Below are 12,480 nucleotides of genomic sequence, written 5' to 3'. Positions count from 1 at the left end.
AGGGATGTTCGGCAAGAGCGTATTCGAGAGCGTGCTGGAACGCCTGCGGGAAGAAGAGGACGCCGGGCAGGCCGCCCCCGTCGAAGACACGGGCGAAGCTGTCCGCAGCGCCCATCCGGACTTCACCGTGCTTTCCACCGGCCGGCCTTCGGTCGCGCCCGGCGCCGCCGCAGCCGCCTATCGCGACCTGGACGGCTTCGACGCGCCTGGACGGGCCGAACCTGTCACGCAGGCCGACCCTCCCGCCGAGGCCGCGCCGGCCACGCCCGAGCCGCCGCCGCATCTGTTGCGGACCGGGCCGGAGGCGATCGCCGCCGATCTCGGCCTCACCGGGAAGGAGACGCGGGCACAGCTCGCAGACATCCGCCGTGCCTTCGCCCGCGACAACCATCCCGACACCGCGCCGCCGGAATTCCGGGAAAACGCCACGCGGCGCATGATGATCGCCAACATGCTGATCGACGAGACGCTGCGGCGGATGCAGGCGGAGACGTCCCTGGGCCTTCGCCGCTAAAGCGTGTCGCGTAAAAGATCGCGACACGCCTTGGAGCCTTCCGTCACGTCTCGCCGTTTTCCCCCGACGCCTTTTCCTCCGCCTTCTTCTCCGGTGTGCGCGCCTCGTCCGGCTTGTAGAACAGGATCAGCTGGGCGAAGGCATAGGCGCTGACGACAAGGAAAATCAGCCCCCAGGTCTCCTGGCCGTTATAGTACTCGACCGCCGTCCAGGCCGCGCAGCTCCCCACGATCAGAAGCCGCACCCAAAGCGGACGATAGACCGGATGGGTCGGATCGATGAATTTCATGAGGCTGGCTCCCGTTTTTCTCCAGTGCCCTCTTAGAGCCATTCCTTGCCAAAGGAAAACCGGTTCTGTCGTCTCCGATGAAACATGGTACCCGATCGGGCGGCATGCCCATGCAGGAGATGCGGGAAGCGGCTATGCTTTCACCGTGCAAACGGCAATCCAGCCCTTGACGACACAGGCCCGCAATGGAATGAATATTCCACGGGAGAGATAATTCAGACTGCATGTTCCATACCGGCAATGTCGGACCGATTCTCGCCCGAATCCCGCCTGGCGGCGGGCGCGATCCGGGGAAGCGCAGAGCCCCGCCCCTGCCGGACGGAACCGTCCGGCTATATGAGAGCACGACAGATGACCGTCAGATTTGGTCTCCTCGGCGCCGGCCGCATCGGCAAGGTTCACGCCAAGGCGGTATCCGGCAACCCCGACGCCACCCTCGTCGCCGTTGCCGACGCCTTTCCTTCGGCCGCCGAGGCGATTGCCGCGCAGTATGGCTGCGCCGTGCGCACGATCGACGAGATCGAGGCGGCAGGCGACGTCGATGCCGTCGTCATCTGCACCCCGACCGATACCCATGCCGACCTGATCGAACGCTTCTGCCGGGCCGGCAAGGCGGTCTTCTGCGAGAAGCCGATCGACCTCGACGTCGAGCGCGTGCGCGCCTGCATGAAGGTCGTCAAGGAGACGAACGGCAAGCTGATGGTCGGCTTCAACCGTCGTTTCGACCCCCATTTCATGGCCGTGCGCGCAGCGATCGACGCCGGCAGGATCGGGGACGTCGAGATGGTCACGATCACCTCACGCGACCCCGGCGCCCCGCCGGTGGACTATATCAAGCGCTCCGGCGGCATCTTCCGCGACATGACCATCCACGATTTCGACATGGCCCGCTTCCTGCTCGGCGAGGAGCCGGTCGCGGTCACCGCGACGGCCGCCGTGCTGGTAGACAAGGCGATCGGCGCGGCCGGCGACTATGACAGCGTCTCGGTGATCCTGCAGACGGCGTCCGGCCGGCAGGCGATCATCTCCAATTCGCGCCGCGCCACCTACGGCTACGACCAGCGCATCGAGGTGCACGGCTCGAAGGGCATGGTGGCTGCGGAAAACCAGCGCCCGGTTTCCATCGAGGTCGCCACCGGCGACGGCTATACCCGCCCGCCGCTGCACGATTTCTTCATGACCCGCTACACCGAAGCCTATGCCAACGAGATCGCCGGTTTCATCGCCTCCCTGGAGAAAGGAGCACCGCTTGCCCCCTCCGGCGCGGACGGTCTCGCAGCGCTCGTCATCGCCGATGCGGCGCTGGCATCGGTCAAGGAAAAGCGGCAGGTCGCGATCGGCTGACGACGCCTCCCAGCAACTGGCCGGGCTCCGAGCCCGGCCTTTTTTTTGCGCCCGGCTCCCCGGCCGGGCCGGGCGGGATGGCCGCCCCTCACCCTGTACCCGTCACTTGTCGCCCGTTACCGGCCGTTCTCCTGCGAGCATCCGGTCGACCTGCGTCAGCGCCCGGTCGAGATGCCCCTCGAAGACGAGCGTCGCCTCGTCCGGCGCGATGGTGATCGCGGGCATGCCCTGCAGGCGCCCCTGCTGTGTCTGCATCAGCCCTTCCTCGATCCCACGCGACAGGAGATCCATGAAGCGCGCGCCCAGCCCGGTGATGGTGACCGGCATGCTCTCGTGCAGGCTGAAGACACGCGACAGGCCCTGGCCGAGCGCAAGGCCAGCCTGGCGGAAGGCATATTCCGACATCCGGTGCCCCTGGCGGGCCCGCAGCGCGATCTTGTCCATCTCCGCAAGCGGGACGAACTTGGCCGGGATCGTGTCCGGCGGCACCTCGAAGGCGGTGCGCAGGATGCCGTAGAACCCGGCGGAGGCCTCGATGCAGCCCTGCGCGCCGCAGCGACAGGCCTTGCCGTCGGTGGCGTGCAGCATGTGGCCGAAGTTGGGGGCGGATACCTTGAGGTCGCCGTCGGCGTCGCCGCTGGCGATGCCAAGCCCGACGCTGTGGCCGAGCGACAGCGCCGCCAGCGACCGCCCGCCCTCGCCCGCCTTCTCCGCCCGCCGGCCGAGCGCATGGGCGACGAGCAGCGTCTCGTTGCTGAGCGTGACGGAGGACCATTCGCAAAGGACCGACGCGAAGTCGATCTCCGCGGTCCCAAAGACCGGCGACCAGAGGAGCCGCGTTGCGGTCGGATCGACGATGCCCTTGCTGCTGATCGAGACGGCGAGCACACGCTCGCGGCCAAGCGCGGAACGCTGCAGCGCCTTGGCGAGCCCTTCCCGCAACGTGACGACGAACCGCTCCGTCGAGGGATCGGCATGCTGGCGCGACTCCTCGAAGCGGTCGATCAGCGTGCCCGCATAGTCGGCGAGCGAATATTGCACGACGTCTGAGGAGATCCGCACGGCGACGAGATAACCGCAGTCCCGTCGCGGGCTGAAGAGCACCCGCGGGCGGCCGCGGCCGCCGGCGCTCTGGTGCTCCAGCCTCTCGATGATCCGGGCCCGCTCCAGCTCGGCGGTAATGGCCGAGACCGTGGCGGAGGCAAGGCCGGTGCGAGCGGAGAGTTCGGTATGCGACTGTGCGCCGAGCCGGCGCAGCGACGCCAGCACGAGCGCGCTGTTTTGCTGACGCACCAGCTCGGTGCTCGATCGCGTCAGCATGCAGGAACTCCGATCTCGATGCGCACGTCCAACGAATGCTCCTCCCAAAGCATCAGTTGCAACCCTCCACAAGGGCCAGACACCCTTGTTGACAGCCTCCGCAACATCTGACATTTATTTTCTCGACTGTCGAGAAAATTCCGGGAGAGCTTGAGGGCAGGGAATTTGCGGCAGTGTCCTGGTTGGTCGTCGACGGTGACGGGAGGGTTCGTCCGGACGGCCGGCATTCATTTGGGAGGATGAAATGAAATCAGTTCTGAAGCTGATGGCAGGGGTTGCCGTCATCGTATCGCTGCATTCGGTCGCGCAGGCCAAGGACCTCGTGGTCGGCGTTTCCTGGTCGAACTTCCAGGAAGAGCGCTGGAAGACCGACGAAGCCGCGATCAAGGCAGCACTCGAAGCCTCCGGCGACAAGTACATCTCGGCCGACGCCCAGTCGTCCGCCGCCAAGCAGCTGACTGACGTCGAATCGCTGATCGCCCAGGGCGCCAACGCCCTGATCGTGCTGGCGCAGGATTCCGACGCGATCGGCCCGGCGATCGAGAAGGCCGCCGCCGAGGGCATCCCGGTCGTCGGCTACGACCGCCTGATCGAGAACCCGGCCGCCTTCTACATCACCTTCGACAACAAGGAAGTCGGCCGCATGCAGGCCCGCGAGGTGTTCAAGGTGAAGCCGGAAGGCAACTACGTCTTCATCAAGGGCAACTCCGCCGACCCGAACGCCGACTTCCTTTTCTCCGGCCAGATGGAAGTGCTGAAGGAAGCGATCGACGGCGGCAAGATCAAGAACGTCGGCGAAGCCTATACCGACGGCTGGAAGCCCGAGATCGCCCAGAAGAACATGGAGCAGTTCCTGACCGCCAACGACAACAAGGTCGACGCGGTCGTCGCCTCCAACGACGGCACCGGCGGCGGCGCGATCGCAGCGCTCGACGCCCAGGGGCTGGCCGGCTCCGTCCCGGTCTCCGGCCAGGACGCCGACAAGGCGGCGCTGAACCGCATCGCGCTCGGCACGCAGACCGTCTCGGTCTGGAAGGATAGCCGCGAACTCGGCAAGCGCGCCGCCGAAATCGCCGTCGAACTCGCCGGCGGCAAGAAGATGGAAGAGATCGCAGGTGTGACGACCTTCGACGGCGGCCCGAAGGGCGTTGCCATGCAGTCGGTCTTCCTAGCGCCGCTGCCGATCACCCAGGAAAACCTGAACGTCGTCATCGACGCCGGCTGGATCTCCAAGGACGAAGCCTGCCAGGGCGTCAAGGGCGACCTCGCCGCCTGCAAGTGATCCATCCGGACGAGGGTGAAACCGACCTCCCGAGCGCCGCAACGCGACCCGTTGCGGCGCTTGCGCCGGTGAAGTGGAGAGGTAACGCGCTACAGCCAATTCCCCCTCTGGCCTGCCGGCCATCTCCCCCACAAGGGGGGAGAAGATTTGCGGCCGGCTCTCGCCCTGACTGAATTTCGACGGGGCGACCGGGCTAAGCCCTCCCCCTCGTGGGGAGGGTTTGGGAGGGGTATTGTTGCCTATGCAATGGCCTGCCGTAGAAAGACCTGCCGCCTCCTCATTCGCTCTGGCGAGACGGGGAGTGGCAAAAACAACAAATACGACGTGGGGGGAAAGGCACAGAAATGGCCGACATCACACAAACACGCCAGGCAAACCGCGCCCGGAATGCGGATGAAAATCCGATCCGGCGCTTTTTCCGGGCAACCGAGATCGACACCCGCCTGCTCGGCATGGTCGGCGCGCTCGTCATCATCTGGCTCGGCTTCCAGTTTCTGACCGGCGGACTGTTCCTGACGCCGCGCAACCTGTGGAACCTGACGGTGCAGACCTCCTCCGTCGCCGTGATGGCGACCGGCATGGTGCTGATCATCGTCACCCGCAACATCGACCTCTCGGTCGGCTCCGTGCTCGGCTTCTGCGGCATGATCATGGGCGTCATGCAGGCGAAGATCCTGCCGCAATATCTGGGCCTCGAGCATCCGGCGATCTGGATCATCACGCTTGGCTGCGGCGTCCTCGTCGGCGCCGCCATCGGCGCGCTGCAGGGCTCGATCATCGCCTTCCTCAACGTGCCCGCCTTCATCGTCACGCTCGGCGGCCTGCTCGTCTGGCGCGGCGCGACCTGGTTCGTTACGTCGGGCCAGACCGTTGCGCCCATGAACGCCACCTTCCGCCTTATGGGCGGCGGCACCGAGGGCTCGATCGGCGCCACCGCCAGCTGGATCGTCGGCATCCTCGCCTGCGTCGCCATCGTCGGCGCGATCCTCAATTCGCGCAAGCAGCGCAAGCGCTTCGGCTTTCCGCTGCGCCCCGTCTGGGCAGAGTATTTCCTCGCCGTGCTCGGCTGCGTGCTCGTCCTCGGCGCCGTCTCGATCGCCAACGCCTACTACTGGCCGACCAACATCGCCCGCCGCTATGCCGACGCCAACGGCATCGCCTGGCCGGACGGCGGCCTGCAGATCTCGCACGGCATCGCCATTCCCGTTCTCATCGCGATCGCCGTCGGCATCGTCATGACCTTCATCGCCACCCGCCTGCGCTTCGGCCGCTACGTCTTCGCTCTCGGCGGCAACCCGGAAGCGGCCGAACTGGCCGGCATCAAGACCCGCTGGGTCACCGTCAAGATCTTCATGCTGATGGGCGTGCTCTGCGCCATCGCGGCGGCGATCTCCACCGCCCGCCTCAATGCGGCGACGAACGCCCAGGGCGAGCTCGACGAGCTCTACACGATCGCCGCCGCCGTCATCGGCGGCACTTCGCTCGCCGGGGGCGTCGGCACCATCGCCGGCGCCATGATCGGCGCCCTCGTCATGCAGTCGCTGCAGTCGGGCATGGTGCTTCTCGGCATCGACAGCCCGTTCCAGCGCATCGTCGTCGGTGTGGTCCTCGTCGTCGCCGTCTGGCTCGACACCGTCTACCGCGCCCGAGCCAAGTAAGAAGGAGTACGCCCATGTCAGACCAACGCACTCCGCTCGTGGAAATGAAGAACATCTCCATCTCCTTCGGCGGCATCCACGCCGTCGACAACGCCTCGATCGATCTCTTTCCGGGGGAAGTCGTGGCCCTGCTCGGCCACAACGGCGCCGGCAAGTCGACCTTGATCAAGATCCTCTCCGGCGCCTATCGGCGCGACGCCGGCGAGATCCTGGTCAACGGCGAACCGGCCGAGATCAACAACCCGCGCGACGCCAAGAAATACGGCATCGAGACGATCTACCAGACGCTCGCCGTCGCCGACAACGTCGACGCCGCCGCCAACCTCTATCTCGGCCGCGAGCTGCGCACACCCTGGGGCACGCTGGACGACGTAGCGATGGAGGCGAAGGCCCGCGAGGTGATGGGGCGGCTCAACCCCAACTTCCAGCGCTTCAAGGAGCCGGTGAAGGCGCTTTCCGGCGGCCAGCGCCAGTCCGTCGCCATCGCGCGCGCGATCCTGTTCGACGCCCGCATCCTGATCATGGACGAGCCGACGGCGGCGCTGGGGCCTCAGGAGACGGCGCAGGTCGGCGAACTGATCAAGCAGTTGAAGAAGGAGGGTATCGGCATCTTCCTGATCAGCCACGACATCCACGACGTCTTCGACCTCGCCGACCGCGTCTCGGTGATGAAGAACGGCCAGGTCGTCGGCCATGCGCGGACCGAGGACGTGACCAAGGACGAGGTGCTCGGCATGATCATCCTCGGCAAGTGCCCGCCCAAGGCCATCCCCGGCCCCGGCGCCATGCAGACGGCCTGACCCTCCGCGCAGGCGCCCCGACACCCGCCAAACTCCGCCGACCCCACGGGTACGGCGGAGTTTTCCTGCCCGCCCGGCCGAACCTCCGCAGTCACAGAAACCGCCCCCTCCCCCGGTTTCGCCAGGGGAAGCAAAATTGCCGATTGAAGCGGCACGCGACCTGGGTTAAGAACCAGCCATCGGCCCGGCGATTCTTCGCCGGAAACGGTTAGCACCCGTAGCTCAGCTGGATAGAGTGTTGGATTCCGATTCCAAAGGTCACAGGTTCGAATCCTGTCGGGTGCGCCATAAAATTCAATAACTTACGGGCGATTGAGCCTACTCTGAAATTCCCACAGGAAGCATATAGGAAGCGGATGATGCGTGAGCATATCGGTTTCTCTTCACAGAGATTGCAATGCTGTACGCGCTCTGGCAGCTTTCAGGTATGCCCCTACCCTATGACAGCACCCTACGGACCATCGCGAAAGAACTGAAGGATCCGACGGAGTTCGTCCGCCAGGTGCTAGGCAACATGACTGGCCTCCAGCGCGACTGCCAGGTCCGCCTTTTGCTGACTTCGAACATCCGGTTCCCGGACTATCAGGTGGAAGACTTCATCTACGATGACGATGAGGGCGAAGAGATAGAGTTCCTATCCCAATAAGGATCGTGCGAGGCCGCAACCAGAAGGAACTGGACTACGAGAAAGATGTCCTGCCCACGCAATGGTCGGCAGCGGCGATGCAATTTTCAGAAGTACAACAGCTGTTAGGTGAATTGCGTAGCGCGACCCCACCTTGACACCCGCGTGTATCCCGTCACTACTTGCTACCAATGTGAGCGCCATTTTTTGCTTTAGCCTTTGCAGAGGGCGCCATGGACGACGAGCCGATTGCCGGCGACATGCTGTTGGGGGCCGACGCCATAGCCGCCTTTCTTGGATTCACCCGCCGGCAGGTCTATGACCTAACCGCTCGCCGGATTATGCCGTCGTTCAAGATCGGCAAGACAGTTGCCGCACGCAAGTCGACCCTTCGGGCGTGGATCGAAGAGCTTGAGCGCCGCGCGCCATCTTGACTCGTGCGTGCACCGTGTCACCTTGCGCGCATAGGGCGAGAGGGAGACTCCATGGACGGATTCAGCATATGGCACTGGCTAATAGTTCTCATCTGGCTCAGCACGGCGATCCCCGTTGTGAGAATACTTAACAAAGCCGGCTTTTCGGGTTGGTGGGCAATTGTAGCATTCCTGCCACTTCTGAATTTGGTGGGCCTTTGGGCCCTCGCGTACGCTCAGTGGCGTGAGCCCCGGCGATGAATCGCTGGCCGTGCTTGGGCTGATCGCATGACAAAAAAAGCAGCGGACATGAAAGAGAGACTACGTCGGCGCCGCTGGTCTGATGCGATAGTTCGAAGAGCTGCCGACATCGCCCGCGAAAAGAACGTTACTGTTCGGCTTGATCCGGACGGCAGCATCGTCGTCTCGCCAATCGTTGTGCCGGATGCTCCTGCCCAGGGACCTGACGATAGCGGCCTTAAAGACTGGTAGGTCGCTGCCCCCCTCGCGCATCCTGTCACTTTTTCGCCCTGCCATGAGGGGAAGCCATGACCAAGAAAGCCGTCATCACCCAACCAGAGCTCATGCGGCTCGCCACAGTGGCGAAGGCGACAGGTTGCCGCATGGAGGTCAAGTACGGCGAAGTGACCATCGCCATTTTCCCAAATCGTGGGACGGAGGAGCAGCCGAAGACTGGCTACGTCGACGGTATTGACTATTCGCGGCCAGAATTTTGAGGACTCGGATATGCCGCGAGCATCGTTCCGGCAGGTGGAAATTGAGAGGATTCTTCGAGCAGCCAAAGCGGTCGGCTCGATAGTTCAGGTCGACCTGCGAAAGCTGGTCGTGACGATCTATCCTTATCCCGAAGAGCAGACGGTAGATCCCGTCACCGGGCTCGCACCGGATGGCAAAGAGAACTGGGACGATGACTGATAAAACTGAGCGCCTGCCTTACTGGCCGGCAGCACTGAACAAGAAGCTGGCGGCCGCCTACTGTGGGCTATCGCCTGAGATCTTCGCCCAGGTCTGCCCCGTAAAGCCAATCGCATTTACCGGTTCCGCCTGGGGTAACCGTTATCTGCGCCAGCGCCTGGACGAGTGGCTTTTGTCGCTCGATCCGAACCGATTGCAGAACATCACGTTTGGCGACTTCTTTTCGACTGCAACACCGAGCAAGCGGAAGCAGAAACCCAACGCATCATAATGCCGACGCGGTAGACGAACTCCAGCGGCTTGACTCCCGCGCGCGCCATGGCAGGTTGCGGGCAGCGGTTAGTGGAACAGCTAAAACTTGTAGCGATTGTCCGCAATCCTGACCGGAGGGACAGCAACATGAATGATGAGAACCGCGCCAACCAAATAGATGTCGCCGTCGGGGCAAATCTGCGCCGAATCCGCAGCCTTCGGCAGATGAGTCAGGAAGCGCTGGCCGCGCAGCTCGGCATAACGTTTCAGCAGATCCAGAAATACGAAAAAGGGTTCAACCGCATATCGGCGAGCAAACTGGTTCTGACTGCCGAGGCGCTTGAGTGCGACCTATCTTCCCTCTTTGCCGGCGTAGCCGACGAAAGGCACTACGACCCAATTCCCTTGTTGAGCATGCGCGCAGTCAAACTGGCTGCACTATATGATCGCCTGTCTGACGAACCCGTTCGAGATGCGCTTTTTAAGCTGGCCTTGACCCTAGCCGGCGACGGGGAGACGGAGAGCGATTCAACCTCAAGCCCGTTTACCTGATGTTCAGATGCCGAGCGCAACGTCGTTGTTAGGCGCGACATGTCACTGCGTACGCGCTGATTTTTCTCTGGCCCGCTTCGGCGGGCTTCTTTTTGACCGGGGTGTCCCTCCCATGAACGGGCGGGCTAAATTTAGCACTTTGCACGAAAAACGTTTGGACGGTACCGTTCATATGCAGCCCTACGGCGCTGCTCCCCTCCGGCTTTGATCAAGCCCGATTGCCCCGCAACTGGCGGGGCTCTTTTTATGCCTTCCGCGTTGCACCGACCGCTTGCGAGCTCCTGAAAAACCTGGTTGCAATGCTAGCGAAGGGTCGAACCCAGAAATTCGGGTGCGCTCCCCTCAGCCTCGGAACGAAGTGGTTTCGGGCCCATTCTTTAGATGCAACCATCTGGAGGAGGCTTCTATGAGGAAGATCTCAGTACTGGTCGCGGCAATAGGAATGCTTGCTGGGTGCACCCCTACCGAGCGCGGTGCTGGCATCGGTGCTGCAACCGGTGCTGTTGTAGGCGGGGCCGTGACCGGCAACGTTCGCGGAGCTGCTGTGGGGGCCGCTATTGGTGGCGTTTCAGGTGCCGTGATTGGTAATGTCGCCGGGCAACCCGGGCATTGCTATTATCGAGACAGGTACGGTCGGCGGTACGTCGCTGCGTGCTGACCTCTGATGCCTGAGGGCTACATGCGCGGGATGATTATCCAGGCGTGCGTGGCAAGATGCACAGCCTGTCGAAGGCGGACCGCTTGCGATCGCTCGAGAAGACTTCGTTGCCGCATGCCTTGGGGGCGGATGCCTGGATGCCGGCAAAATCGATGCCGCCTGTCCACTGCGCCGCAAGCTCTGGAAGCGTCCGATCCACCAAATGAGGAAGAGGTGGGCCGGCAGGCAGCTCCTGCCGGCTTCACCCTTGACGATGATCACAAGACCAAACCGCAGTGCTGTCGGTGACAACAGATTGCTGCTCAACTTATCTTTTTCGCTGCAGGTAGCACCCATGATCCATCAAGGATCGACGGGTTTCCCTCCTTGGGCCAGTACAGTCGCATCATCAGGATGAACTTGTCCTTCGGAGCCGGAAGCCAGTTCGATTCTTTGGCCGCTCCCGGCGATTCATGCTGGATGTAGATGGTGGTCGATCCGTCTGGATTTGACTTCAGATCTTGACGCGGGCTGATAGAGTAGCGGTTGATTGGGTTCTCCACGAAGAAATAGCCGGCGTCATACATGGTGATCGACCAGAAGCCGTTTGCCGGGGGCAAATGGCCTTCAGGGAAATTGATCACGTATTTCTCTGACCCATTGTAGTCGCGGGAGAGCAGGCCGCCGCCCGACTTGGTGCTTGTCGGATAGACGGCGTCCTGGGGCCGATTGGCTCCAAGACCGATGGCGGTGATCAGGGCCCGCTGGAGATAGTCCGTGCCATAAAGTCCGGTCTTCGTCGTATAGGCCCAGCCGTTGATGTCCTTGATATCTCCGCCGCTGTCTTTGAAATGCAGCATGATACGCGCAAAGGCGATTTGCGGCAGCCGCCTGTGAAGGATGATATCCAACTTGCTGGCGTCGAAATCCTGACCCGGCACGATGCCGATGGTAGCCAGTTTCTCCAAAATTGGCGCGTCGGCGGCCGCGGGCGGATTATTCTTCATCAACTCGCAGAACAGCGTGAAATACGACACCGCATCCAGCGCATTGACCTGCTCGCGCACGGCCGTCTTCATATCGATTTCGGGGTCGACCTTGCCCGGTGGCGGGGTGTAGTCCTTGTCATAAGCGCTTAGCGGGACGAGTTTCACCTCGTCCTGAAGCTTATGGACGGCGGCATAGTCTTCAGGCGTCCCGGTGCAATAGATGCGGCCGAGTAGCCAAACCATGCTGGTCGGTGATTTATATTCTATGACGCCCTCGGGCAGTCCACCCGACCACCCCGGGCCAGTTATCGCGTAGGTCTGAGCACCAGTTCCGGTCGTCCGCTTGCCCGGCACTTCAAAGACGTTGGTCCAGCCGTCGAGCATCGGAAACAGAGCATAACGATCCCCCATGTCTGGCAGGCTCAGGACGTAGGGCTCCTCGCCGACTTCGAAGAACGCATAGGTATAGAGGGTGTCGGCATTTGGCGCGGTCACATCTCGAAACGACGCGTTTGGGTATTCGCGCAGTCGGCCGATCTGTCCCATCGGCGCTTTGGTGCCGTGCGGCTCGGCGACATTCGTAATCACCCGCCGTGTATACTCCATGGTGACAAGCGGATATGCGTATGCGTAAGCTTCCAACGCGGTCCAGAAATCCGTCCGCCCTAGCAACTCATCGCTGATCGACCCGTCCTGTGCGACAACAGGCCCCGCCATCAGTGCTGCTGCAAGTCCCCCACATGAAGATGCCGTAAACGCTCGACGTGAAATCTTCATCATTGTCTCCCCAACATGGTTGCACTCTGCGAGGAAAAGCTATCTGAAGTAACGTGCACAATCGAGTCCTAAACTTGACGTAGTAGATCACC

At 62.7% G+C, this 12,480-nt stretch carries 15 protein-coding genes and 1 tRNA gene; 13 read left to right on the top strand and 3 right to left on the bottom strand.

Going from position 1 to position 12,480, the window contains the following annotated elements:
* Nucleotides 1-4: 4 nt before the first annotated feature.
* On the top strand, nucleotides 5-514 hold the full coding sequence (locus LQK81_RS19330) for a hypothetical protein (protein ID WP_230808019.1): 510 nt from the start codon (nucleotides 5-7) through the stop codon (nucleotides 512-514).
* 43 nt (nucleotides 515-557) lie between these two features.
* Here LQK81_RS19330 and LQK81_RS19325 read toward each other — a convergent pair whose 3' ends face one another.
* On the bottom strand, nucleotides 558-803 hold the full coding sequence (locus LQK81_RS19325; protein WP_230808018.1) for a hypothetical protein: 246 nt from the start codon (nucleotides 801-803) through the stop codon (nucleotides 558-560).
* Nucleotides 804-1,154: 351 nt separating this feature from the next.
* Here LQK81_RS19325 and iolG point away from each other — a divergent pair, with 351 nt between their 5' ends.
* Entirely contained in the window at nucleotides 1,155-2,147 is a 993-nt protein-coding gene (iolG, locus tag LQK81_RS19320) for an inositol 2-dehydrogenase (protein ID WP_230808017.1), read from the top strand.
* Between the two features lie 102 nt (nucleotides 2,148-2,249).
* On the opposite strand, the gene LQK81_RS19315 is transcribed toward iolG, so the two are convergent.
* Nucleotides 2,250-3,467, bottom strand: coding sequence for an ROK family transcriptional regulator (locus LQK81_RS19315; protein ID WP_230808016.1), 1,218 nt, complete (start codon nucleotides 3,465-3,467; stop codon nucleotides 2,250-2,252).
* Between the two features lie 244 nt (nucleotides 3,468-3,711).
* Between LQK81_RS19315 and xylF the strand changes: the two genes are divergently transcribed.
* From xylF to LQK81_RS19260, 11 genes are all read left to right on the top strand, one after another.
* Nucleotides 3,712-4,749: a D-xylose ABC transporter substrate-binding protein gene (gene xylF, locus LQK81_RS19310; RefSeq protein ID WP_230808015.1), complete on the top strand. Its 1,038-nt coding sequence runs from the start codon at nucleotides 3,712-3,714 to the stop codon at nucleotides 4,747-4,749.
* Nucleotides 4,750-5,093: 344 nt separating this feature from the next.
* Nucleotides 5,094-6,407: a sugar ABC transporter permease gene (locus LQK81_RS19305; RefSeq protein ID WP_230808014.1), complete on the top strand. Its 1,314-nt coding sequence runs from the start codon at nucleotides 5,094-5,096 to the stop codon at nucleotides 6,405-6,407.
* A gap of 14 nt (nucleotides 6,408-6,421) precedes the next feature.
* Nucleotides 6,422-7,207: an ATP-binding cassette domain-containing protein gene (locus LQK81_RS19300; RefSeq protein ID WP_230808013.1), complete on the top strand. Its 786-nt coding sequence runs from the start codon at nucleotides 6,422-6,424 to the stop codon at nucleotides 7,205-7,207.
* Nucleotides 7,208-7,418: 211 nt separating this feature from the next.
* Nucleotides 7,419-7,495, top strand: a tRNA-Arg gene (locus LQK81_RS19295).
* 109 nt (nucleotides 7,496-7,604) lie between these two features.
* On the top strand, nucleotides 7,605-7,853 hold the full coding sequence (locus LQK81_RS19290; protein WP_230808012.1) for a hypothetical protein: 249 nt from the start codon (nucleotides 7,605-7,607) through the stop codon (nucleotides 7,851-7,853).
* 212 nt (nucleotides 7,854-8,065) lie between these two features.
* Nucleotides 8,066-8,266, top strand: coding sequence for a helix-turn-helix transcriptional regulator (locus LQK81_RS19285; protein WP_230808011.1), 201 nt, complete (start codon nucleotides 8,066-8,068; stop codon nucleotides 8,264-8,266).
* Between the two features lie 527 nt (nucleotides 8,267-8,793).
* Nucleotides 8,794-8,982 carry a hypothetical protein gene (locus LQK81_RS19280; RefSeq protein WP_230808010.1) on the top strand — a complete coding sequence of 63 codons (189 nt, stop codon included), beginning with the start codon at nucleotides 8,794-8,796 and terminating at the stop codon, nucleotides 8,980-8,982.
* A 10-nt stretch (nucleotides 8,983-8,992) separates the two neighbouring features.
* A complete protein-coding gene (locus LQK81_RS19275) occupies nucleotides 8,993-9,181 on the top strand; it encodes a hypothetical protein (protein ID WP_230808009.1) in 189 nt (62 codons plus the stop codon).
* Nucleotides 9,174-9,452, top strand: a complete 279-nt coding sequence (locus LQK81_RS19270) for a hypothetical protein (RefSeq protein ID WP_230808008.1) — start codon at nucleotides 9,174-9,176, stop codon at nucleotides 9,450-9,452. The genes LQK81_RS19275 and LQK81_RS19270 overlap by 8 nt, the downstream gene beginning before the upstream one ends.
* 128 nt (nucleotides 9,453-9,580) lie before the next feature.
* Entirely contained in the window at nucleotides 9,581-9,985 is a 405-nt protein-coding gene (locus tag LQK81_RS19265) for a helix-turn-helix domain-containing protein (protein ID WP_230808007.1), read from the top strand.
* Between the two features lie 406 nt (nucleotides 9,986-10,391).
* On the top strand, nucleotides 10,392-10,643 hold the full coding sequence (locus tag LQK81_RS19260; RefSeq protein ID WP_230808006.1) for a YMGG-like glycine zipper-containing protein: 252 nt from the start codon (nucleotides 10,392-10,394) through the stop codon (nucleotides 10,641-10,643).
* A 302-nt stretch (nucleotides 10,644-10,945) separates the two neighbouring features.
* Here the strand turns inward: LQK81_RS19260 and LQK81_RS19255 are convergent, their stop codons facing one another.
* Nucleotides 10,946-12,388, bottom strand: a complete 1,443-nt coding sequence (locus tag LQK81_RS19255) for a DUF1254 domain-containing protein (protein ID WP_230808005.1) — start codon at nucleotides 12,386-12,388, stop codon at nucleotides 10,946-10,948.
* Between the last annotated feature and the right edge of the window lie 92 nt (nucleotides 12,389-12,480).

The sequence above is a fragment of the Rhizobium sp. GN54 genome, from assembly GCF_021026345.1.
Lineage (GTDB): Bacteria > Pseudomonadota > Alphaproteobacteria > Rhizobiales > Rhizobiaceae > Mycoplana.
The sequence above is the reverse complement of the archived record's forward strand: the minus strand, read 5'-3'. Positions and strand labels throughout refer to the sequence as shown.

What these genes read in the sequence shown, in the direction of transcription:
- LQK81_RS19330 (WP_230808019.1), top strand. Translation starts at nt 5, where the DNA reads ATGTTCGGCAAGAGCGTATTCGAGAGCGTGCTGGAACGCCTGCGGGAA.
- LQK81_RS19315 (WP_230808016.1), bottom strand. Translation starts at nt 3,467, where the DNA reads ATGCTGACGCGATCGAGCACCGAGCTGGTGCGTCAGCAAAACAGCGCG.
- LQK81_RS19300 (WP_230808013.1), top strand. Translation starts at nt 6,422, where the DNA reads ATGTCAGACCAACGCACTCCGCTCGTGGAAATGAAGAACATCTCCATC.
- LQK81_RS19305 (WP_230808014.1), top strand. Translation starts at nt 5,094, where the DNA reads ATGGCCGACATCACACAAACACGCCAGGCAAACCGCGCCCGGAATGCG.
- LQK81_RS19275 (WP_230808009.1), top strand. Translation starts at nt 8,993, where the DNA reads ATGCCGCGAGCATCGTTCCGGCAGGTGGAAATTGAGAGGATTCTTCGA.
- LQK81_RS19285 (WP_230808011.1), top strand. Translation starts at nt 8,066, where the DNA reads ATGGACGACGAGCCGATTGCCGGCGACATGCTGTTGGGGGCCGACGCC.
- LQK81_RS19280 (WP_230808010.1), top strand. Translation starts at nt 8,794, where the DNA reads ATGACCAAGAAAGCCGTCATCACCCAACCAGAGCTCATGCGGCTCGCC.
- LQK81_RS19255 (WP_230808005.1), bottom strand. Translation starts at nt 12,388, where the DNA reads ATGAAGATTTCACGTCGAGCGTTTACGGCATCTTCATGTGGGGGACTT.
- LQK81_RS19270 (WP_230808008.1), top strand. Translation starts at nt 9,174, where the DNA reads ATGACTGATAAAACTGAGCGCCTGCCTTACTGGCCGGCAGCACTGAAC.
- xylF (WP_230808015.1), top strand. Translation starts at nt 3,712, where the DNA reads ATGAAATCAGTTCTGAAGCTGATGGCAGGGGTTGCCGTCATCGTATCG.
- iolG (WP_230808017.1), top strand. Translation starts at nt 1,155, where the DNA reads ATGACCGTCAGATTTGGTCTCCTCGGCGCCGGCCGCATCGGCAAGGTT.
- LQK81_RS19290 (WP_230808012.1), top strand. Translation starts at nt 7,605, where the DNA reads ATGCTGTACGCGCTCTGGCAGCTTTCAGGTATGCCCCTACCCTATGAC.
- LQK81_RS19325 (WP_230808018.1), bottom strand. Translation starts at nt 803, where the DNA reads ATGAAATTCATCGATCCGACCCATCCGGTCTATCGTCCGCTTTGGGTG.
- LQK81_RS19260 (WP_230808006.1), top strand. Translation starts at nt 10,392, where the DNA reads ATGAGGAAGATCTCAGTACTGGTCGCGGCAATAGGAATGCTTGCTGGG.
- LQK81_RS19265 (WP_230808007.1), top strand. Translation starts at nt 9,581, where the DNA reads ATGAATGATGAGAACCGCGCCAACCAAATAGATGTCGCCGTCGGGGCA.